Raw genomic sequence first — 21,656 nt, 5'->3', positions numbered from 1 at the left:
GTATACAGCCCTTTGCCCCGCCCTATCCAAGGGACCACCGCGCTCCAGCGCAAGCAAGTCTTCAGACCGGTCAGACCAGTTAGGCAGGATTCTTGCTGGGACTCGGCAAAGGTCTCCAAACATTGTATACAAAACATCTCGACTGCCAGGATGCCCTTCCCATGACCTATCCCCGCGATCTCATCGGCTACGGTGCCCAGCCGCCCCACCCTCGCTGGCCGGGTGACGCCCGCATCGCCCTGTCCTTCGTGCTCAACTACGAAGAAGGGGGCGAACGCAACATCCTGCATGGCGACAAGGAGTCCGAGGCCTTCCTTTCCGAGATGGTCGCCGCCCAGCCGCTGCAGGGCGTGCGCAACATGTCCATGGAGTCGCTCTACGAATACGGCAGTCGCGCCGGCGTCTGGCGCATCCTGGAATTGTTCGCCAAGCATCAGGTGCCCCTGACCGTCTTTGCCGTGGCCATGGCCGCCGAGCGCCATCCCGAGGTCATCCGCGCCATGGTCCAGGCCGGCCACGAGATCTGCAGCCACGGCTATCGCTGGATCGACTACCAGTACCTGGACGAAGCCGAGGAGCGCGCCCATCTGCAGCGCGCCATCGAGATCCTCACCGAGTTGACCGGCGAACGTCCGCTGGGCTGGTACACCGGCCGGACCGGGCCCAACACCCGGCGCCTGGTCATGGAGGAAGGCGGCTTTCTCTACGACAGCGACACCTACGACGACGACCTGCCCTACTGGGAGCCCGATACGCCCACCGGCAAGCCGCACCTGGTCATCCCCTACACCCTGGACACCAACGACATGAGATTCACCCAGGTCCAGGGCTTCCATACCGCCGAGCAATTCTTCCAGTACCTCAAGGACGCCTTCGACACCCTCTACGCGGAAGGCGCCACCGCGCCCAAGATGCTCTCCATCGGCCTGCACTGCCGGCTGATCGGTCGCCCCGGTCGCCTGGTGGGTCTCAAGCGCTTCCTCGAATACGCCCAGAGCCATGAGCGCGTCTGGTTCGCCCGCCGGGTGGACATCGCCCGTCACTGGCACAGGGAGCATCCGCCGGCATGAGCGCCTTCCACACCGTCACGCCCAGCCAGCTGGATCGCGCCGCCTTCGTCGCGGCCTTCGGCGGCATCTACGAGCACTCCGCCTGGGTCGCCGAGCGCGCCTTCGATGAGGGCCAGCCGCTGCCGGACAGCGTCGACGCCCTGCATCAGCGCCTCGCCGCCCAGGTCGCCCAGGCCAGTCATGCCGAGCAACTGGCGCTGATCCAGGCGCATCCGGATCTTGCCGGCCGCGCGGCCCTGGCCGGCGAGCTGACCGCCGCCAGCAGTGGCGAACAGGCCGGTGCCGGCCTCGATCAATGCACCCCGGACGAGCTCGATCGCTTCACCCGCCACAACGACGCCTACCGCGCCAAATTCGGCTTCCCCTTCATCATGGCGGTGAAGGGCAGCAACCGGCATCTGATCCTGGCGGCCTTCGAAGAGCGCCTGCCCAACAGCCCGGAGCAGGAATTCCAGCGTGCCCTGGCCGAGATCGATCGCATCGCCCTCTTCCGCCTGCAGACCCTCTGACCCTTCCCCGACAAGAGCACCCCATGAAACGCACCTACGCCGCGCCCTTCGAGAAGTACCTCAACCTCGCCGACGCCCGTCTCGGCACCCGCGTCATCAGCGTCACCGACGACTGGTTCGCCGCCGCCGACCGCATGCTCCAGCCCCACGAGCCGGAGTGGAAGGAAGGCGTCTACGACGACAACGGCAAATGGATGGACGGCTGGGAATCGCGACGCAAGCGTTTCGAAGGCTACGACCACGCGGTGATCCGCCTGGGCGTGCCCGGCTCGATCAAGGGCGTCGACATCGACACCCGCTGGTTCACCGGCAACTATCCGCCCTCCGCCTCCCTGGAAGCCTGCTTCTGCGCCGAGGGCGATCCGGCCGACGACGCTGCCTGGACCGAGGTGCTGCCGGCCATCGAGATGCAGGGCAATAGCCACCACTACCATGCCATCGCCGATGACCGCCCCTGGACCCACCTGCGGCTGAACATCTTTCCCGACGGCGGTGTGGCGCGCCTGCGCGTCTATGGCATTCCCCATCGCGACTGGTCGGCCCAGGCCGAAGACGAGGTGCTGGATCTGGCCGCCGCGCTCAATGGCGGGCGCGCCCTCGCCTGCAACGACGAGCACTACGGCCGCATGAGCAACATCCTCAACCCCGGTCGCGCCGACAGCATGGCCGATGGCTGGGAAACCGCGCGCCGTCGCACCCCCGGCAATGACTGGGTGATCATCGCCCTGGGCCATGCCGGCACCGTCGAAGAGATCCTGGTGGATACCCTGCACTTCAAGGGCAACTACCCGGACAGCTGCCAGATCCAGGGCGCCTTCGTCCGCGGCGGTACCGATGGCCAGATCGAGACCCAGAGTCTCTTCTGGAAGGAGCTGCTGCCGCCGCAAAAGCTGCAGATGCACCAGGAGCACAGCTTCCGCGAGCTGGTGCGCGACCTTGGCCCCATCACTCACGTGCGCCTGAACATCTTCCCGGACGGCGGTGTCAGCCGGCTGCGACTGTTCGGCAAGGTGGCACGGGGCCAGGCATGAGTCGGCCACTGCGCATCGAGCCGCTGACCGCCGAGGGCTTCGCGCCCTTCGGCGAGGTCATAGAGACGGCGGGTCGGGACTGGTATCCGATCAACAACGGCTCGACCCGGAGATACCACGCCCTGGCCCGGGTCGAGACGGGGCCGGCGGACGGCGCGGCGATCATCAGCATCTTTCGCGCCCGGCGCCTGGACTATCCGCTGACCATCACCATGCTCGAACGCCATCCGCACGGCAGCCAGGCCTTCGTGCCGCTGCGCGGCGAACCCTTTCTGGTGGTGGTGGCGCCACCCGCAGCCGAGCCGGATGCCCGCGCCATCCGCGTCTTTCGCGCCGATGGCCGGCAGGGCATCAACTACCACGCCGGGGTCTGGCACCATCCGGTGCTGGCCCTGCTCGACGAAGATGAATTCCTTATCGTCGATCGCGCCGGCACCCTGCCCAACTGCGACGAATTCTTTTTCGCCGCGCCGGAATGCCCGATCCTGGCGCTCTAGGGCGCAACCGGCACGCGCCTGAGTTGCTTGCGCAGCAGGCGCGCACTGTCCAGGCAGACCCAGGCCACCGCCAGCCAGATGGGACCATAGGTCCAGATCGCACCCTCCGGCAGCTGCTCACCGAGCACATAGAGGGCGACGAACACCAGCAGCGCCGGCTCCACATAGCTGAGGATGCCGAACAGACTCAGCGGCAGCATGCGACTGGACGCCAGCATGGCGGCGAAGGCGATGGCGCTGAGCAGGCCCAGGCCCGGCAGGAGCGCCCACAGCCAGGGCGTCTGCTGCAGGATGACGCCGGGCGAGAACCAGTGCAGGGCGAGCAGCGCGAAGGGCAGCAGGCAGCACATCTCTAGGACGAAGCCCGACAGCGCATCCACCGCCATCCAGCGGCGCAGGACGAAATACGGCGGATAACCCACCACCGGCAGCAGGCTGACCCAGGACAGCGCTCCGGTCACCCAGACCTCGTTGACCACCCCCAGCAGCGCGCAGACCACCGCTACCTGCTGCAGCGGCCGCAGGCGCTCGCCATAGACCAGGCGTCCGGTCAGCACGATGGCCAGGGGCAGCAGGAAGTAGCCCAGCGACATGGCCATGGCCTCGCCATTCATGGTCGCCCAGACGAACACCCACCACTGGATGCCCATCAGCAGCGCCGCCGCCGGGATGGCCAGGCACAGGCGAGGCTCGCGCGCCAGCCGCTTGAGCGTGGCCCACAGGGCCCTGCCCTCCCGCAGCACCACCACCAGCAGCAGCACCATCGGCAACGACCAGACCACCCGCAGGGCCACGACCTGCAGGCCATCCAGCGGCGCCAGCCAGGCGAAGTACACCGGCATCAGCGCGAACAGCACCGACGACAGCACCGAAAGGCCCAGGCCCTTGCCGGACAGCACATTCATGACGGGCGCCCCAGACGATTGATAAACAGCGACAGCAGGATGATCCCGCCGCCCAGCAACAGCCTAGGCAGATCGGCCGGGTGCTGCCAGATCAGCAGGCTGACCAGCAGGCCGGCCGGCACATGGGCCTCGTTCATGATCGCCAGGGTGCCGCCATTGACCCGCAACGAACCCAGCGTCCACCAGTACAGGCCGAGCGCCGTGGCGAAGACGCCCATCCACACCAGCACGCCCCACTGCAAGCCCGTGCTGGGCAGCCGCGCCGGATTGCCGAACAGCAGAAAGGACAGCGCCGCCACCAGCAGGGCACCGAGAAAGAACAGGCCGAAGTAGCGATGCAAGGCGCCCTGCCCGGCATAGGCATGGCCCAGGTGCTTGCACAGCACCTGGCCAGCGGCGAAGGTCAGGTTGGCCACCTGCAGCAGGAGAAAACCCAGCAGGTAGTCACCGGTCAGCGGCTGGAAACGGATCAGCGCCGCGCCGCCCACCGCCACCACGGCCGCCAGCAGCGACCAGAGGCGAAAGCGCCGCTGCCAGGCATCGTCCAGCAGGGTCACGTAGATAGGCGTGAGCACGGTGAACAGCAGCACCTCGGGCACCGTCAACACCGCGAAGCTGCGGTACAGGCACAGATAGGTGATGCCGAATTGCAGGGCGCCCGCCGCCATCAGCCCCAGGGCGAAGCGTCCCGGCACCCCGCGCCAGCGGGTGAACGGCAGGAACAGCACGAAGGCGATGGCCACGCGGACCAGCACGGCGAAGTCGCTGTCGACCCGACCGGCGAGGTACTCGCCGATCAGGCTGAAGGAAAACGCCCAGATGAGGGTGACGAGCAGGAGATAAGGCATGGCGGCGACGCACGAAAAAGGTGCGCGACCTTAACGTGCCCGTCGCCGAAGGGAAACCCCCGACCTGTCGCGGGCTAGCGGGTGGCGTTGAGGCCCGAGGGCTCGCCGCCGGTGAGCGCCGCTACCGACTGATTGGCCTGCAGCACATTGTCGCTGCCCGAGACCAGGGTCTTGGGTTCGGCCACGCCTGCGGCGCGCGACCAGTAGACCTGCTGATTGGAACCGCCCACGGCGATGTCGGCCTGGCTGAGCAGGGTCAGGCGCGCCTTGGCGCCGTAGCCATAGGCATCGACCTTGGCCAGGCCGTCGCTGCCGCGCACATTGGCCTGCACCTGCTGGTAGCCACCGCCGATGCTCAGGCTGGCCACCGCGCCCTTGACCGTGGTGACGCTGCCCAGGCCATGGATGGTCAGCACCTGGGCGCCGTCGAGCACCAGCCGATGATGACTGCCGTAGACGGTCACCGTGCCGCACTGACCTTTCAACGTCAGGGTATTGCCTTCGCCGGACAGGGACACGTCACGGCCTTCGCAGTCGAGGGTGCGACTGATGTTCATGCCGTCGATATCGATCGGCTCGGCCGCCGCCGCGCGGGATTCCTCGGCCTGGACCAGCAGCGGCGCGATGACCAGACAGCAACCCAGCAACGCCTTGAATGACGACATGGAGACTCCTTGTCTTGCCTAGAGTGGGAAACCCATCGGCTGGCTTGGAGGGTGGCGCCGAGCAGACATTTGTCCCTGCGGGCGGAATTTTTTCATGCCGTGATGGACGCCGCGTTTTGCCATTGCCACCCTAGGCACTACCATGCGCCCTTTCGTGGCTCCAGAGCGCTCGATGAAGACTCCTCGCGTTTCCCTCGACCAGTGGCGGACCCTGCAGGCGGTGGTGGACCACGGCGGCTACGCCCAGGCCGCCGAGGTCCTGCATCGCTCCCAGTCGTCGGTCAGCTATACCGTCGCCCGCATGCAGGAGCAGCTCGGCGTGCCGCTGTTGCGCCTGGAAGGCCGCCGCGCCGTGCTGACCGATGCCGGCGCCGTGCTCCTGCGCCGCTCGCGGCGCCTGGTGCAGCAGGCCAGCCAGCTGGAGGAACTGGCCTACCACATGGAACAGGGCTGGGAATCCGAGGTGCGCCTGGTGGTGGACGCCGCCTACCCGACCCGTCCGCTGCTGCACTGCCTGCGCGAATTCATGCCGCAGAGTCGTGGTTGCCGCATACGACTGCGCGAAGAGGTCCTGTCCGGGGTGGAAGAGGCCCTGCTCGACGGCTCGGCGGACCTGGCGATCACCGGCCTGGTGATCACCGCCCACCTGGGCGCCTCCCTCGGCAACGTGGAATTCATCGCCGTCGCCCATCCCGAGCATCCGCTGCATCTGTTGCAGCGCACCCTGGTGACCGCCGATCTGGAAGAGCAGCTGCAGATCGTCATCCGTGACAGCGGCCGCGCCCAGCCACGGGATGCCGGCTGGCTGGCCGCCGAACAACGCTGGACGGTGGGCAGCATCAGTACCGCCGCCACCTTCCTGCGCGATGGCCTGGGCTTCGCCTGGCTGCCGCGGGACGCCATCCAGACCGATCTCGACGCCGGCCTGCTCAAGCCGCTGCCGCTGGAACAGGGCGCCCAGCGCTTCCATCCCTTCCAGCTCTACAAGACCCGCCAGCACGAGCTGGGCCCGGCGTCGCAGATCCTCATGAACCTGCTGCGCAAACATGCCCTGCCACGCTGACCGTGGCGGGGTGCCTGCCGGGTTGCTATCGTTCGCCAGTCGTCTCTGCCACTCAAGGATCCATCATGTTCAAAGCCCTGCTTGCCGCCTGCGCCCTGTTCGTCGCCTCCACCACCTGGGCCGCGGACAATCCGCATGTGCTCATCAGCACCAACAAGGGTGACATCGAGGTCGAGCTGGATGCGGCTAAGGCACCGGTCAGCACCGAGAACTTCCTGGGCTATGTCGACAGCGGCTTCTACAAGGGCACCCTGTTCCACCGCGTCATCCCCGGCTTCATGATCCAGGGCGGTGGCTACACCCGCGACATGCAGGAAAAGCGCACCAAGGCGCCGATCAAGAACGAAGCCGACAACGGCCTGAAGAATCTGCGCGGCACCCTGGCCATGGCGCGTACCTCCGACGTCAACTCCGCCACCAGTCAGTTCTTCATCAACGTCGAGAACAATGCCTTCCTCGACCACGGCTCGCGCGACTTCGGCTACGCGGTATTCGGCAAGGTCGTGCGCGGCATGGAAGTCGTCGACCAGATCGCCGGGGTCCAGACCACCCGCCAGGGCATGCTGCGGGACATTCCCCGTGAACCGGTCATGATTCTCGCTGCCAAACGGCTGTAGCCGACCCTTCCTGCCGGACGATCCGCTGGCGGTCGTCCGGTAAACCAGGCGAGGCCCCAGTGCGAGACGCCGTCTCCCCCTCACAAGGACCCCGCATGATCTTTCGCCGCTTCGAACGCATCATCGATGCGTTTCGGGAAGCCCCCGATGAAATGCCGCCCACTGGTGTCGGCGCCTTCTATCTCCACTTCCTCAAGCAAGCCTGGCCGGCCTTCGCCCTGTTGCTGGCAGTGGGTCTCATCGGCGCCCTCGTCGAAGTCGCCCTGTTCAACTTCATCGGCCAGATCGTCGACCTCGCGGGCAGTGCGCCCAACAGCACGGTGTTCTTCCAGGAACACGGTGGCACCCTCATCTGGATGGCGGTGGTCACCCTGGTCATCCGGCCCCTGTTCATCAGCCTGCACGACCTGCTGGTGCACCAGACCATCACTCCCAGCCTCACCACCCTGATCCGCTGGCAGAACCATCGCTACGTGCTCAAGCAGAGCCTGGGCTTCTTTCACAGCGACTTCGCCGGGCGCATCTCCAGCCGCATCATGCAGACCGGTGTCTCCCTGCGCGATTCGGCGGTGCAGGCGGTGGACGCCATCTGGCACGTGTTGATCTTCGCCGTCACCTCGCTGATCCTGTTCGCCCAGGCCGATGTCTGGCTGATGGTCCCGCTGATCCTCTGGATCATCGGCTATGTCATCGCCCTCTGGTATTTCGTGCCCCAGACCAAGGAGCGTTCGGCCATCGCCTCCGAAGCCCGCTCGCAGCTCTCCGGGCGGATCGTCGACGGCTACACCAACATATCCACCCTCAAGCTGTTCTCCCACTCGGCCCAGGAGGAGCAGTACGCTCGCCAGGCCATGGAAGAGCAGACCGAAAAGGCCGAGAGCGCCGCCCGCCTGATCACCGCCATGGGCGTGACCATCGCCATCCTCAGCGGTTTCCTCATCGCCGGCACCACGGGCCTTGCCCTCTGGCTCTGGCACCAGGGCGTCATCTCCGTAGGGGCCATCGCCCTGGCTACCGGCCTGGTAATCCGCATCAACAGCATGTCCGGCTGGATCATGTGGGTGGTCAACGGCATTTTCGAGAACATCGGCATGGTGCAGGACGGCATGAGCACCATCGCCAAGCCACGCCAGGTCGGCGACGCCCCGGACGCCAAGCCATTGCAGGTGACTCGCGGCGCGGTGCTGTTCGAGGACATCGCCTTCCACTACGGCAAGGGCGCCGGCATCATCGAAGGCCTGACCCTCGACGTGGCACCGGGCGAGAAGATCGGTCTGGTCGGTCCCTCCGGCGCCGGCAAGTCGACGCTGATCAACGTGCTCCTGCGCCTCTATGACCTGGAAGGCGGGCGCATCCTGGTCGACGGCCAGGACATCGCCCATGTCACCCAGGAAAGCCTGAGATGCCAGATCGGTGTGGTCACCCAAGACACGTCCCTGCTGCACCGCTCGATCCGCGAGAATCTGCTCTACGGCCGTCCCGAGGCCACTGATGAAGAGCTGCATGCCGCCCTGCGCAAGGCCAAGGCCGACGACTTCATCGCCCGTATCACCGACGCCCATGGTCGTACCGGGCTGGATGCCCAGGTGGGTGAACGCGGCGTCAAGCTGTCCGGCGGTCAGCGCCAGCGCATCGCCATCGCCCGCACCCTGCTCAAGGACGCGCCGATCCTGCTGCTGGACGAAGCCACCTCCGCCCTCGACTCCGAGGTGGAAGCGGCGATCCAGGAAAGCCTGGAAACCCTGATGGAAGGCAAGACGGTGATCGCCATCGCCCACCGCCTGTCGACCATCTCGCGCATGGATCGCCTGGTGGTCATGGAGCGCGGCCAGATCGTTGAGATGGGTTCCCATGACGAGCTGATCGCCTACAACGGCCTCTATGCCCGTCTATGGCGCCACCAAACCGGCGGCTTCGTCGGTCATGGCGTGCCGGGCAGGCAGCGGGTGCGCAGCAGCTCCAGCTGATGCTGCTGGTCCAGGCCCGGATAGAAGCCTTCGATCTTCTGCAGGCCACCCAGCCAGCTGCGCTTCTCCACCACGCACTCGAACACCGGGCAGGCGGCCTGCCCGGTCTTGCCGCAGTCTTGGTAGTAGCTGAGGCGCTGGCTCTTCTGCGCCGTACCCTGGAACGGACCCTGGCGCTCCTGCAGCACATAGAAGTCGATATCCGCGGCGCTGCGATGATTCTCCCACTGGAACGCCAGGGTGCTGGGATAGAAGAGCACCAGCAGGCCCGCCAGCAGCACCCAGAGAATGCCGGCCGTTACCGGCAGCGGTAGCCGCGAACGAAAGCGGCGGCCACCACGGATGATCAGCGCCGTCACCACCGTGACCAGCGCCAGGGCGATGCACAGCGACGGCAGGCCGGTGATGACCTGCCCCGCCACGCCGATGTCCAGCCCGCTGGGCGACGGTACCGTCCGGTAGCCGATCTCCACGCGCTCCCATCCCACCTGATTGCCGATCAGACCGATGAGACCGAAGATGGCGGCCAGGCCAAGAAGCACCCAGAAGGTACGGGGATTGCTGCGCATAGGGAATCTCGTCCGGACAAAGACCGGGAGACTGCCTAAGCCCGCCGGCGAAGGCAAATCGGAATTCCGCCGGTTCCGGCGCCTGAGGCCGGAGGTTCGGCAAGCCGCTGTCGAGCTGATAGACTGCCGCCCCGCAGCCGTCACATACCGTGGCCCAACGCGAGTGGTTATCGTGGAAATTTTCAAAGAATTCGTTTTCGAAGCCGCACACTTCCTGCCCAACGTTCCGGCCGGGCACAAGTGCGGTCGTCTCCATGGGCATTCCTTCAAGGTAGGCCTGCACATCGAAGGTGCCATTGACCCTCATACCGGCTGGGTCCGGGATTTCGCCGACATCAAGGCCGTCTTCAAACCCCTGTACGAGAGTCTCGACCATCATTATCTGAACGACATCCCGGGCCTCGAGAATCCCACCAGCGAAGTGCTCGCGCGCTGGATCTGGCAACAGCTCAAGCCCCTGCTGCCGGAGCTCAGCCAGGTTCGTGTCCACGAGACCTGCACCTGCGGCTGCATCTACCGCGGCGACTAATTTGCCCCTCCCATTCAAGGTGGCGATGGCGGCAGTCATTTTTCTGCCATAATTCGCGCCTGCCAACTGTCGACGTATCCCCATGTTCGAACTTTTCAGCGGACTCCATGCCTGGGTCGCCATCAGCCTCGTCTTGGCCCTGGCCTTTGTGCTGGCCTTTGAATTCATCAACGGCTTTCACGACACCGCCAACGCCGTCGCCACGGTGATCTACACCAAGGCGATGCCACCGCACCTCGCGGTGTTCTTCTCCGGCATCTTCAATTTCCTCGGTGTGCTGCTCGGTGGTGTCGGCGTCGCCTACGCCATCGTCCACCTGCTGCCGGTCGAGCTGCTGATCAACGTCAACACCGGCCATGGTCTGGCCATGGTGTTTTCGCTGCTCGCCGCGGCCATTACCTGGAACCTGGGCACCTGGTACTTCGGTATCCCCGCCTCCAGCTCCCACACGCTGATCGGCTCCATCCTCGGTGTCGGCGTGACCAACGCCCTGCTGACCGGCCTGCCGGTAAGCGAAGGCGTGAACTGGCAGAAGGCGATCGACATCGGCCTGTCGCTGATCTTCTCGCCGCTGGCCGGCTTCGCCGTCGCCGGCCTGCTGCTGCTCGCCCTCAAGCGCTGGCGGCCGCTGTCGAAGATGCACAAGACCCCGGAACAGCGCCGCGAAGTGGATGCCAAGAAGCATCCACCCTTCTGGAATCGCCTGATGCTGGTCCTCTCGGCCATGGGCATGAGCTTCGTGCACGGCTCCAACGACGGCCAGAAAGGCATCGGCCTGATCATGCTGGTGCTGATCGGCATCGTCCCGGCCAAGTTCGTGCTGGACCTGGACAGCACCACCTATCAGATCGAGCGCACCCGCGACGCGGCCATCCACCTGGGCCAGTTCTACGAGCGCCAGGGCGACAACCTCAAGGACTTCCTCGCCGAAGTGCCCGGCAATCGCGATCTGCCCCAGGAATTCCGCTGCGCCCCGCACATGACCGTGCCGACCCTGCAGGCACTGCTGGCCGATCTGGAAGGCATCACCGACTACCGCGCCATGAGCGACGACCATCGCCAGCAGGTGCGCCGCTACCTGCTGTGCCTGGACGACACCGCCAAGAAGGTGAGCAAGCTGCCGGTGCTGACCGCGCGCGATCGCGACGACCTCAGCCGCCTGCGCAAGGACCTCACCAGCACCACCGAATACGCGCCCTTCTGGGTCATCATCGCGGTCGCCCTGGCGCTGGGCATCGGCACCATGGTCGGCTGGCGCCGCGTGGTGCTCACCGTGGGCGAGAAGATCGGTCGCCAGGGCATGACCTATGCGCAGGGCGTCAGCGCTCAGGTGACGGCCGTGGCCGCCATCGGCATGGCCAACGTCTTCGCCCTGCCCGTCTCCACTACCCACGTGCTGTCCTCCGGCGTGGCCGGCACCATGGTCGCCAACCGCAGCGGCCTGCAGGGCAGCACTGTGCGCAACATCCTCATGGCCTGGGTCCTGACCCTGCCGGCCTCCATGGCTCTCTCCGCCGGCCTGTTCTGGCTGGCGCACCTGTTCCTGTGACCCGTACCGACCGGGCCCCGCGCGCGCGGGGCCCGGTCGGACCCCTCGTCGGGAAGGCCTGAACAGGATAGTTATTGACGAGTCTAGTGAAATGTGTCCCAGCAGAGACACCTTTCCGAGACAGCCGTACGGTGAACGTCAATGACTCCTGCGACCTACATCCTTCTCCTGATACTTGGCTGGCTAGCCCTGGCGCTGGCCATACTTTGGGCCATGCTGCGCTTGGCACGTCGCGCCAGACCCGTGGCGACGTCCGCGCCCAGGGCGCTACCCAAGGTCACGCCCACCGCCCCCGTGAGTCCAGGCAAACATCTGGTCTGCTAGCGCTGCGGACGTGACGAGGCCACCTCGACACCTGAGCAGTGCGCGGGGAAAAAGGAAGATTCTTATTGTTTGGAAGGAAGGGATTCGAACGGACGCGAATCAGGTGAGCAGGGTATTTTCCTGAGCGCTGCGGCTCATCTGCTCGAGGATCTGGTCTTGCTGCTGCGGGGTCAGGGTATCCCAGCAGTGATGCTTGATGAACAGCCCGGCGCCAAAGGCGACGTACAGCGACAGGGCGACGATGACGAGCGTTTCCAGCCCGACGATGGCCCAGGAACGACTCTTGGACGTGTTGTCCTTGGTTTTCATAACGACCTCATCAAATTAAGAGGGGCAATAGTTTAGTCCCTTAAGCAACTGCCGTGCAGCGCCAGCCGTCGAATGGTCAAGCCTCTTGACCTGAATCCACGATGCGGCTGTTCGCTTCTGTCGGACCGATCGCGCCGGCAACGTTTCTCCATAGCCCAGCCGCAGTGGTGCGAATGCACGCCAGGCGCCGCGCTGGTATACTCCGCCGACTGACGGGTCGCTGCAGGCCCTGCCGGTTCCGCTGGCTGTATCGGCCGATCCCGCAATTTCCGCAGCGACGCTTTGTCGCATCGCACGTCCATCGCCGCCGCGCCTGTCGCGCGGCCCGATAACGCCTTCTTGGGGCGTCTATCGACTCAAGGGTCGATCCTCGCTCGCCCGGCTTCGCGCCACAGCTGTGATAAAGAGGAGTTAAAGCAAGACATGTCCACCACGTCGAAGATCATCTACACCCTGACCGACGAAGCGCCCGCCCTGGCGACCTATTCGCTGCTCCCCATTGTCGAGGCCATCACCGCCTCTTCCGGCGTCGCCCTCGAGACCCGTGACATCTCCCTTGCCGGCCGCATCATCGCCCTCTTCCCCGAGTACCTTGAGGAAGAGCAGCGTATCTCCGACCACCTCGCCGAACTCGGCGAACTGGCCACCACTCCCGAAGCCAACATCATCAAGCTGCCCAACATCAGCGCCTCGGTACCGCAGCTCAAGGCCGCGATCAAGGAACTGCAGGGCCAGGGTTACGCCCTGCCGGATTATCCGGACGAGCCCAAGGACGACAAGGAAAAGGACGTCAAGGCGCGCTACGACAAGGTCAAGGGCAGCGCCGTGAACCCGGTCCTGCGCGAAGGTAACTCCGACCGCCGCGCACCGTTGTCGGTCAAGAACTATGCCCGCAAGCACCCCCATCGCATGGGTGCCTGGAGCGCCGATTCCAAGTCCCACGTCGCCCACATGGACGCCCATGACTTCTATGGCAGCGAGCGCTCGGCCACCCTCGAGAACGCCGGCAGCCTGAAGATCGAATTGATCGGCAAGGACGGCAGCAGCAAGGTCCTGAAAGAGAAGACCGCGGTCAAGGCGGGCGAGATCGTCGATGCCTCGACCATGAGCCGCAAGGCCCTGCAGAGCTTCATCGCCGCCCAGATCGAAGACGCCAAGGCCAAGGGCGTGCTGTTCTCCGTGCACCTGAAGGCCACCATGATGAAGGTCTCCGACCCCATCATGTTCGGCATCATCGTCGGCGAGTTCTACAAGGACGTGCTGGCCAAGCACGAAGCCGCCCTGAAAGAAGCCGGCTTCGATCGCAACAACGGCATCGGCGACCTCTACGCCCGCCTTTCCAGCATGCCGGAAGCCACCCAGGCCGCCATCAAGGCCGATTTCGACGCCCAGTACGCCCAGCGTCCGGCGCTGGCCATGGTCAACTCCGACAAGGGCATCACCAACCTGCACGTACCGAGCGACGTCATCGTCGACGCCTCCATGCCGGCCATGATTCGTGACTCCGGCAAGATGTGGAACACCGAAGGCAACCTGCAGGACACCAAGGCCATCATCCCCGACCGCTGCTATGCCGGCGTCTACCAGGTGGTGATCGAGGACTGCAAGCAGAACGGCGCCTTCAATCCCAGCACCATGGGCAGCGTGCCCAACGTCGGCCTGATGGCGCAGAAGGCCGAGGAATACGGTTCCCACGACAAGACCTTCCAGATCCCCACCGACGGCACCGTGCGCGTGACCGACGACCAGGGCAAGGTGATCTTCGAGCATCCGGTCGAGGCCGGTGACATCTGGCGCATGTGCCAGACCAAGGACGCGCCGATCCAGGACTGGGTGAAGCTCGCCGTCAACCGTGCCCGCGCCAGCGGCACCCCGGCGATCTTCTGGCTGGACCAGAACCGTGCCCACGACGCCCAGGTCATCGCCAAGGTCGAGCGCTACCTCAAGGACCATGACACCAACGGCCTGGACATCCGCGTCCTGTCGCCCGAGGAAGCCACCCGCGTGTCCCTGGAGCGCATCCGCAAGGGCGAGGACACCATCTCGGTGACCGGCAACGTCCTGCGCGACTACCTGACCGACCTCTTCCCCATCATGGAACTGGGCACCAGCGCCAAGATGCTGTCCATCGTCCCGCTGATGAACGGCGGCGGCCTGTTCGAGACCGGTGCCGGCGGCTCCGCGCCCAAGCACGTCCAGCAGCTGGTGCAGGAAAACCACCTGCGCTGGGACTCCCTGGGCGAATTCCTGGCCCTGGCCGAATCCCTGAACCACCTGGGCGAAACCACCGGTAACGCCAAGGCCAAGATCCTCGCCAAGACCCTGGACCAGGCCAACGGCCAGTTCCTCGACAGCAACAAGTCGCCGTCGCGCAAGACGGGTGAACTGGACAACCGTGGCAGCCACTTCTATCTGGCACTGTACTGGATCCAGGCCCTGGCCGAGCAGAGCGAAGACGCCGAGCTCAAGGCCCAGTTCGCGCCGGTGGCCAAGTCGCTGAGCGCCGACGAAGCCAAGGTGGTCGCCGAGCTGAACGGCGTCCAGGGCCAGGCCGTGGACATCGGTGGCTACTACCACCCCGACCAGGCCAAGACCAGCCAGGCCATGCGTCCGAGCGCCACGCTCAACGCCGCTCTGGCCCAGCTCAAGGGCTGAACCTGAGGGCTGCGCCCGCAGCCTGAAAGGTTGATTCAGCGAACCCCGGCCCTGGCCGGGGTTCGCTGCATTTGGGACCGGCAAAGCTTAAGGCGTATACTGCGCGATTACCGATAGCGGAGTCCGAGATGGATTGGCACGCCCACGTCACCGTGGCCACCGTGGTGGAAGACGCCGGTCGCTTCCTGCTGGTGGAAGAAGAGAAGCAGGGTCGCCTGGTGCTCAACCAGCCGGCCGGGCACCTGGAGCCAGGCGAGAGCCTGATCGAGGCGGCGCACCGCGAGACCCTGGAAGAAACCGCCTGGCAGGTGGAGATCCAGGGCGTGATCGGCATCGGCCTCTATGTGGCGCCAGCCAATGGCGTCACCTACTACCGCACGGCCTTCCATGCCCGCCCCCTGGCCCACGAGCCCGGGCGCGCCCTGGACGCCGACATCACCCGCGCGGTGTGGCTGACGCTCGACGAGATCCGCGCCGAACGGGCGCGGCTGCGCAGCCCCCTGGTCCTGGACGCCATCGAGAAATACCTGGACGGCCACCGCTATCCCCTGTCGATGATCGTAGATATGAGAGGTTTTTGAAGTGAACGGCACCCGCGTCATCGTCGGCATGTCCGGCGGAGTGGATTCCTCGGTCTCGGCCCTCTTGCTCAAGGAGCAGGGCTATCAGGTCGAGGGCCTGTTCATGAAGAACTGGGACGAGGATGACGGCACCGAGTACTGCACCGCCAAGGAAGACCTGGCCGATGCCCAGGCGGTCTGCGACCGCATCGGCATCACGTTGCACACGGCCAACTTCGCCGCCGAGTACTGGGACCACGTCTTCGAGCACTTCCTTGCCGAATACAAGGCTGGCCGCACGCCCAATCCGGACATCCTCTGCAACCGCGAGATCAAGTTCAAGGCCTTCCTCGACTACGCCCTGGCCCTGGGCGCCGACCTGATCGCCACCGGCCACTACGTTCGCCGTCGCGATGTCGACGGCCAGACCCTGTTGCTCAAGGGCCTGGATGTCAACAAGGACCAGAGCTATTTCCTCCATGCCGTGGGCGGCGAGCAGCTGGCGCGCACGCTCTTCCCGGTGGGCGAACTGGAAAAGCCCGAGGTCCGCGCCATCGCCGAGCTGCATGGCCTGGCCACCGCGCGCAAGAAGGACTCCACCGGCATCTGCTTCATCGGCGAGCGCCGCTTCAGCGACTTCCTCAAGCAGTACCTGCCGGCCCAGCCGGGTGACATCGAGACCACCACCGGCGAGGTCATCGGCCGCCACCACGGCCTGATGTACCACACCATCGGCCAACGCCAGGGCCTGGGCATCGGCGGCATGAAGGACGCCGGTGACGATCCCTGGTACGTGCTGAGCAAGGACCTGACCCGCAACGTGCTGATCGTCGGCCAGGGCAATGCCCACCCCTGGCTGTTCGCCGAGTCCCTGACCGTCGGCGAGATGTTCTGGGTCAACGATCTGCAGCTCGCCCAGCCGCGCCGCCTCACCGCCAAGGTCCGCTATCGCCAGCAGGACCAGCCCTGCCGGATCGAGCGTCAGGGCGCCGGCTACCGGGTGGTCTTCGACGAACCCCAGCGCGCCGTCACCCCCGGCCAGTCGGTGGTCTTCTACGACGGCGACGTCTGCCTGGGCGGCGGCGTGATCGAACACTACCAACCCGCTTGCGCCGAGGCGCCCGCTGCATGAATCGTACCCAGGAACAACTCATCGCCCTGGGCGGCGTCTTTCAGGCCGCCCTGCTGGTGGACCAGCTGGCGCGCACCGGCCAGGTCGCGGAAGAACCCCTGGCCTGCCTGCTCGGCAGCCTGCTGGTACGGGATCCGGGCAGCACCCTGGACGTCTATGGCGGCAGCGTCGCCCCCCTGCGCGAGGGCCTGGGCGCCCTCTCCAGCACCCTGGAACGCAATCCCAACAGCCTGCAGCGCGAGCCCCTGCGCTATGCCCTGGCGATGACCGCCCTGGAACGCAAGCTGGAGAAGCGTGGCGACCTGCTCGACCTCATCGGCCGGCGCCTCACCCAGATCCAGTCCCAGGTCGAACACTTCGGCGTGGCCCACGAGAACGTCATCGCCGCCTGCGGTGGCCTCTACGAAGACACCCTGAGCACCTTCAAGCAGCGCATCCAGGTGCACGGCGAGATGCGCTACCTCCAGCAGTCCGCCACCGCCTCGCGGGTGCGCGCCCTGCTGCTGGCCGGCATTCGTTCCGCCCGCCTCTGGCGGCAGCTCGGCGGCCATCGCTGGCAGCTGGTGCTCAATCGCCGCAAGCTGCTCGACAATCTCTATCCCCTGCGCAACGGCTGATCCCGGACTGGCCGGCGGCGGTACTAAAGACCCGGCCTTTGCGTGTAGAATTCCGCCCCTTTCTCCCCTGCTACCAAGAGAATGCCCATGCAGCTCTCCTCGCTCACCGCCGTATCGCCCATCGACGGCCGTTACGCCGGCAAGACCGCCGCCCTGCGCCCCATCTTCAGCGAATTCGGCCTGATCCGTTTCCGCGCCCAGGTCGAGGTCCGCTGGCTGCAGCGCCTGGCCGCCCACGCAGGCATTCCCGAGGTCGCACCCTTCTCCGCCGAGGCCAATGCCCTGCTGGACAAGCTGGCCACCGCGTTCAGCGTCGAGCAGGCGCAGCGGGTCAAGGACATCGAGCGCACCACCAACCACGACGTCAAGGCCATCGAGTATCTGCTCAAGGAGGAGGTCGCCGACCTGCCGGAACTGGCCGCGGTGAGCGAATTCATCCACTTCGCCTGCACCTCCGAGGACATCAACAACCTGTCCCATGCGCTGATGCTGCGCGAAGGTCGTGACCAGGTGCTGCTGCCGCTGATGCGCCAGATCGCCGGCGAGATCCGTGCGCTGGCCCATCGCTTCGCCGACGTGCCCATGCTCTCGCGCACCCATGGCCAGCCCGCCTCTCCCACCAGCCTGGGCAAGGAACTGGCCAACGTGGTCTATCGCCTGGAGCGCCAGATCGAGCAGATCGCCGCCGTCCGCCCGCTGGGCAAGATCAACGGCGCCGTGGGCAACTACAACGCCCACCTGTCCGCCTACCCGGACGTCGACTGGGAAGCCAATGCGCGCACCTTCATCGAAGGCGACCTCGGCCTGACCCTGAATCCCTACACCACCCAGATCGAGCCGCACGACTACATCGCCGAGCTGTTCGACGCCATCGCCCGCTTCAACACCATCCTGATCGACTTCGACCGGGACATCTGGGGCTACATCTCCCTCGGCTACTTCAAGCAGAAGACCGTGGCCGGCGAGATCGGCTCCTCGACCATGCCGCACAAGGTCAACCCCATCGACTTCGAGAACTCCGAAGGCAACCTGGGTATCGCCAACGCCATCCTCCAGCACCTGGCCAGCAAGCTGCCGATCTCCCGCTGGCAGCGCGACCTGACCGACTCCACCGTGCTGCGCAACCTGGGCACCGGCCTGGCCCACGGCGTGATCGCCTACGAAGCCACCCTCAAGGGCATCAGTAAGCTGGAACTCAACGCCGCCCGCATCGCCGAGGACCTGGACGCCTGCTGGGAAGTCCTGGCCGAGCCGGTGCAGACCGTGATGCGCCGCTATGGCGTGGCCAACCCCTACGAGAAGCTCAAGGAGCTGACCCGCGGCAAGGGCATCAGCGCCAGCGCCCTGCAGGACTTCATCGACGGCCTGGAGATCCCCGAGGCCGCCAAGGCCGAACTGCGCCAGCTGACCCCGGCCGGCTATATCGGCAATGCTGCCGAGCAGGCCCGTCGGGTCTGAAGATCATCCTTTTTCTACGCCCGGCCTCGCCGGGCGTTTTTCATTGCGCGAGGTGTGCATGAACCCGGATCAACCCCTGCAACTGCTCGGCGGCCTGACCGCCCGTGAATTCCTCCGCGACTACTGGCAGCAGAAACCCCTGCTGATCCGCCAGGCCCTCCCGGACTTCCAGAATCCCCTGGAGCCCGACGAACTGGCTGGCCTGTCGCTGGAGGAGGAAATCGAATCCCGCCTGATCATCGGCCAGGACCAGACCTGGGAGCTGCGCCGCGGCCCGCTCCCGGAAGACACCTTCGCCGGCCTGCCCGAGCGGGACTGGACCCTGCTGGTGCAATCGGTCGACCAGTTCGTGCCCGAGGTGGCCGAGGTGCTGGAATCCTTCCGCTTCCTGCCCAACTGGCGCGTCGACGACATCATGGTCAGCTATGCCGCCCCCGGTGGCGGTGTCGGCCCCCACTACGATCACTATGACGTCTTCCTGCTGCAGGGCCATGGCCGCCGCCGTTGGCGCATCGGCCAGCCCTGCACCGCCGACAGCCCGCTGATCGACGGCCTGGAGCTGAAGATCCTCGCCGATTTCCAGCAGACCGACGAATGGGTCCTGGAACCGGGTGACATGCTCTACCTGCCGCCGGGTCTGGCCCATGACGGCATCGCCGAAGACGAGTGCATGACCTACTCCATCGGCTTCCGCGCCCCCAGCGCCGGCGAGGTGCTCACCCACTTCACCGACTTCCTCGCCCAGTTCATCCCCGAGGACGAGCGCTACAGCGACGCCGGTTGCGCGCCGGCCAGCGAGCATCCGGCGGAGATCCCGCCCGAGGCCATCGAGCGCCTGCGCGGCCTGATGGAGCGCCACCTGAGCGATGATCGCCTGCTGCTGGCCTGGTTCGGCCAGCACATGACCGAGCCGCGCTACCCGGAGCGGGTCGCCGGGGAAAACCTCAGCGCCAAGCAGCTGCGCAAGGAACTCGACGAAGGCGCCCTGCTGATGCGCAACCCCAGCGGTCGCATCGCCTGGAGTCGCCTGGAAGACGAGGTGATGGTCTTCGCCAGCGGCCAGAGCCGCCTGCTACCCATGAGGCTGCAACCGCTGCTCGACCTGCTATGCTCGGCGGAGGTCCTGCACGAGGCCAATCTCGCGCCCTGGCTGCAGGACGACGATGCCATGCGCCTGATCCGCGAGCTGCTCCAGCAGGGCAGTCTGATCTTCGCCGGAGAAGACGACGAAGAGTGATAGGGAGCCGCCGTGGACGAGTCCTTTGCCGATCTGACCCTGGACGGCCTGCCCGAACCCCAGCTCGGCCAGGACTTCGCCCTGCGCCTCGAAGGCCTGGACGCCCTGCGTGAGCACAGCGTCCGCCTCATCGCTCAAGCCAGCCGCCAGCTGTGCCTCCAGACGCCCGATCTGGAAGCGCCCCTCTACGACAACCTGGACGTCGAGACGGCGATCAAGCGCCTGCTGCTGGGCCATCCGCGGCATCAGGTACGCATCCTGATCAACGACAGCGCCCTCGCCATGCGCCAGGGCCACCGCCTCATCGCCCTGGCGCAGCGCCTGACCAGCAATCTGCTGATCCGGCGGCCACCGGCCGATCGGCAACCGGAAGGCAGCTGCCTCATCGTCGACGACCAGGCCCTGCTGCGTCGCATGGGCAGCGCCCCCAATGGCTTCGTGCGTTATGGCGACCGCGCCGCCGTCAAGGTCCAGCAGCAGGTCTTCGACCGCCTCTGGGCCATCAGCCAGCCGGATCAGGAATTGCGGAGGATGGTGCTGTGAAGGGCCTGCTGGCGCTTCTGCTGCTGTTGACGGCCACCGCCTGGGCCACGCCTCGTACCGAGGTCATTCCCCTGCAGTACCGCACCGCCGACGATCTCCTGCCCACCCTGCAATCCGTCATCGGCGGCGAAGGCAAGGTCAACGTCTATGGCAATCAGCTGATCGTCAATGCCGAGCCGGCCAAGCTCGCCGAGATCAAGACTCTGCTGGCCCAGCTGGATACCCAGCCGCGGCGCCTGCTTGTCACCCTGGCTACCCGCGCCGGCAGCTCGGGTGCCAGTCAGGGTTATTCGGTAAACGGCGACGTGCGTGCGCCCCAGGTGCGCATCATCGAAGACAGCACCGATCAGCGGGAGGATGGCGCCCAGCGCGTCCAGGTCACCGAGGGCTACCCGGCCTTCATCCGTTTCGGCGAGGATGTCCCGGTCACCACCTACCAGACCTCGCCCTATGGGCAGAGCTCTGCCCAGACCGATTACCGCCGCCTCGAACGAGGCTTTCAGGTCACCGCCCGTCTGAGCGGCAACCTGGTGCACCTGGACATCAGTAGCGTCGATGATCGGGCCGCCACCGGGCGCCCGGGTACGGTGCAGACCCAGAGCGCCGCCACTCGCATCAGCGGTCCCCTCGGGCAATGGCTTAATCTAGGGGGCTTTCGGCAACAGGTCGAGGGCGACCAGAACGGGCTTACCCGCTACTACTCAACCGAGGGTCATGACGACCGCCAGTTGAGCATTCGCGCCGACCTCATCGACTGACCGACCGGCGAATGGGAGAACTCTCGCGGCGCTTGGCAATCTAGGCTTCACCAGACAATGAAGTTTTTTGAGAATAATTCTTATATTCATTCTCAAATAAACCTGAAGTTCTGTTTAGTTTGATTCAAAGCAGTCCAATAGAATCTTTTTGGACCAATAAATTTACAGAATGAATCGATAGAGCATAAAATCTGTCTGTCTTGCGACACCGTGTCGCACTGATAGCGCCTGATACCCAATAATT

At 65.6% G+C, this 21,656-nt stretch carries 22 protein-coding genes; 17 read left to right on the top strand and 5 right to left on the bottom strand.

The genetic code is table 11. From position 1 onward, the window contains the following. The first annotated feature begins 161 nt into the window (after positions 1–161). The 4 genes from puuE to PVZ77_RS06900 are packed head-to-tail and all read left to right on the top strand — an operon-like array spanning position 162 to position 3,107. The gene (gene puuE / locus PVZ77_RS06915) at positions 162–1,070 is read left to right on the top strand and encodes an allantoinase PuuE (RefSeq protein WP_273806059.1); all 909 of its coding nucleotides are present in this window, start codon (positions 162–164) and stop codon (positions 1,068–1,070) included. Continuing rightward, complete coding sequence (gene uraD, locus PVZ77_RS06910) at positions 1,067–1,579, top strand: 2-oxo-4-hydroxy-4-carboxy-5-ureidoimidazoline decarboxylase (RefSeq protein ID WP_273806058.1); 513 nt, start codon at positions 1,067–1,069, stop codon at positions 1,577–1,579. Before puuE ends, uraD begins: the two co-directional genes overlap by 4 nt. Positions 1,580–1,602: 23 nt before the next feature. Then, on the top strand, positions 1,603–2,610 hold the full coding sequence (alc, locus tag PVZ77_RS06905; protein WP_273806057.1) for an allantoicase: 1,008 nt from the start codon (positions 1,603–1,605) through the stop codon (positions 2,608–2,610). Further along, complete coding sequence (locus PVZ77_RS06900; protein ID WP_273806056.1) at positions 2,607–3,107, top strand: ureidoglycolate lyase; 501 nt, start codon at positions 2,607–2,609, stop codon at positions 3,105–3,107. The genes alc and PVZ77_RS06900 overlap by 4 nt, the downstream gene beginning before the upstream one ends. Here PVZ77_RS06900 and rarD read toward each other — a convergent pair. The 3 genes from rarD to PVZ77_RS06885 form a co-directional block, all read right to left on the bottom strand. Continuing rightward, on the bottom strand, positions 3,104–4,012 hold the full coding sequence (rarD, locus tag PVZ77_RS06895) for an EamA family transporter RarD (protein ID WP_273806055.1): 909 nt from the start codon (positions 4,010–4,012) through the stop codon (positions 3,104–3,106). The two genes, PVZ77_RS06900 and rarD, sit on opposite strands and share 4 nt — an antisense overlap. Then, positions 4,009–4,860 (bottom strand): EamA family transporter, encoded by an 852-nt coding sequence (locus PVZ77_RS06890; RefSeq protein WP_273806054.1) that lies wholly within the window; start codon positions 4,858–4,860, stop codon positions 4,009–4,011. The genes rarD and PVZ77_RS06890 overlap by 4 nt, the downstream gene beginning before the upstream one ends. A gap of 74 nt (positions 4,861–4,934) precedes the next feature. Beyond that, a complete protein-coding gene (locus PVZ77_RS06885) occupies positions 4,935–5,525 on the bottom strand; it encodes a DUF3060 domain-containing protein (protein ID WP_273806053.1) in 591 nt (196 codons plus the stop codon). 172 nt (positions 5,526–5,697) lie between these two features. On the opposite strand from PVZ77_RS06885, the gene PVZ77_RS06880 reads away from it, so the two are divergent. The 3 genes from PVZ77_RS06880 (at position 5,698) to PVZ77_RS06870 (ending at position 9,172) form a co-directional block, all read left to right on the top strand. After that, positions 5,698–6,588, top strand: a complete 891-nt coding sequence (locus PVZ77_RS06880; protein WP_273806052.1) for a LysR family transcriptional regulator — start codon at positions 5,698–5,700, stop codon at positions 6,586–6,588. Positions 6,589–6,650: 62 nt separating this feature from the next. Further along, complete coding sequence (locus tag PVZ77_RS06875; RefSeq protein WP_222613601.1) at positions 6,651–7,205, top strand: peptidylprolyl isomerase; 555 nt, start codon at positions 6,651–6,653, stop codon at positions 7,203–7,205. A 95-nt stretch (positions 7,206–7,300) separates the two neighbouring features. Continuing rightward, complete coding sequence (locus PVZ77_RS06870) at positions 7,301–9,172, top strand: ABC transporter ATP-binding protein (RefSeq protein ID WP_273806051.1); 1,872 nt, start codon at positions 7,301–7,303, stop codon at positions 9,170–9,172. On the opposite strand, the gene PVZ77_RS06865 is transcribed toward PVZ77_RS06870, so the two are convergent. Beyond that, positions 9,127–9,741, bottom strand: a complete 615-nt coding sequence (locus PVZ77_RS06865) for a hypothetical protein (protein ID WP_273806050.1) — start codon at positions 9,739–9,741, stop codon at positions 9,127–9,129. The genes PVZ77_RS06870 and PVZ77_RS06865 overlap by 46 nt on opposite strands. 172 nt (positions 9,742–9,913) lie before the next feature. Here PVZ77_RS06865 and queD point away from each other — a divergent pair, with 172 nt between their 5' ends. Continuing rightward, the gene (gene queD, locus PVZ77_RS06860) at positions 9,914–10,270 is read left to right on the top strand and encodes a 6-carboxytetrahydropterin synthase QueD (protein WP_273806049.1); all 357 of its coding nucleotides are present in this window, start codon (positions 9,914–9,916) and stop codon (positions 10,268–10,270) included. A gap of 82 nt (positions 10,271–10,352) precedes the next feature. Continuing rightward, a complete protein-coding gene (locus PVZ77_RS06855; protein ID WP_133861038.1) occupies positions 10,353–11,819 on the top strand; it encodes an inorganic phosphate transporter in 1,467 nt (488 codons plus the stop codon). A gap of 423 nt (positions 11,820–12,242) precedes the next feature. Here the strand turns inward: PVZ77_RS06855 and PVZ77_RS06850 are convergent, their stop codons facing one another. Continuing rightward, positions 12,243–12,452 carry a hypothetical protein gene (locus PVZ77_RS06850; RefSeq protein ID WP_158894222.1) on the bottom strand — a complete coding sequence of 70 codons (210 nt, stop codon included), beginning with the start codon at positions 12,450–12,452 and terminating at the stop codon, positions 12,243–12,245. A 423-nt stretch (positions 12,453–12,875) separates the two neighbouring features. Here PVZ77_RS06850 and PVZ77_RS06845 point away from each other — a divergent pair, with 423 nt between their 5' ends. From PVZ77_RS06845 to PVZ77_RS06810, 8 genes are all read left to right on the top strand, one after another. Then, positions 12,876–15,107: an NADP-dependent isocitrate dehydrogenase gene (locus PVZ77_RS06845; RefSeq protein WP_273806048.1), complete on the top strand. Its 2,232-nt coding sequence runs from the start codon at positions 12,876–12,878 to the stop codon at positions 15,105–15,107. Between the two features lie 128 nt (positions 15,108–15,235). After that, a complete protein-coding gene (locus PVZ77_RS06840) occupies positions 15,236–15,688 on the top strand; it encodes an NUDIX hydrolase (RefSeq protein ID WP_273806047.1) in 453 nt (150 codons plus the stop codon). A 28-nt stretch (positions 15,689–15,716) separates the two neighbouring features. After that, on the top strand, positions 15,717–16,799 hold the full coding sequence (mnmA, locus tag PVZ77_RS06835) for a tRNA 2-thiouridine(34) synthase MnmA (protein WP_443218045.1): 1,083 nt from the start codon (positions 15,717–15,719) through the stop codon (positions 16,797–16,799). Beyond that, positions 16,796–17,416 carry a high frequency lysogenization protein HflD gene (gene hflD / locus PVZ77_RS06830; RefSeq protein WP_273806045.1) on the top strand — a complete coding sequence of 207 codons (621 nt, stop codon included), beginning with the start codon at positions 16,796–16,798 and terminating at the stop codon, positions 17,414–17,416. The genes mnmA and hflD overlap by 4 nt, the downstream gene beginning before the upstream one ends. Positions 17,417–17,503: 87 nt before the next feature. After that, entirely contained in the window at positions 17,504–18,874 is a 1,371-nt protein-coding gene (purB, locus tag PVZ77_RS06825; RefSeq protein ID WP_273806044.1) for an adenylosuccinate lyase, read from the top strand. 58 nt (positions 18,875–18,932) lie between these two features. After that, a complete protein-coding gene (locus tag PVZ77_RS06820) occupies positions 18,933–20,111 on the top strand; it encodes a ribosomal protein uL16 3-hydroxylase (protein ID WP_273806043.1) in 1,179 nt (392 codons plus the stop codon). 12 nt (positions 20,112–20,123) lie between these two features. Continuing rightward, positions 20,124–20,654 (top strand): DUF7931 domain-containing protein, encoded by a 531-nt coding sequence (locus PVZ77_RS06815; RefSeq protein ID WP_273806042.1) that lies wholly within the window; start codon positions 20,124–20,126, stop codon positions 20,652–20,654. Then, positions 20,651–21,412 carry a secretin N-terminal domain-containing protein gene (locus tag PVZ77_RS06810; protein WP_273806041.1) on the top strand — a complete coding sequence of 254 codons (762 nt, stop codon included), beginning with the start codon at positions 20,651–20,653 and terminating at the stop codon, positions 21,410–21,412. The genes PVZ77_RS06815 and PVZ77_RS06810 overlap by 4 nt, the downstream gene beginning before the upstream one ends. The last annotated feature ends 244 nt before the right edge of the window (positions 21,413–21,656 follow it).

The sequence above is a fragment of the Pseudomonas sp. SHLD1 genome (assembly GCF_028640935.1).
Classification (GTDB): domain Bacteria; phylum Pseudomonadota; class Gammaproteobacteria; order Pseudomonadales; family Pseudomonadaceae; genus Chryseomonas; species Chryseomonas aestiva.
The sequence above is the reverse complement of the archived record's forward strand: the minus strand, read 5'-3'. Positions and strand labels throughout refer to the sequence as shown.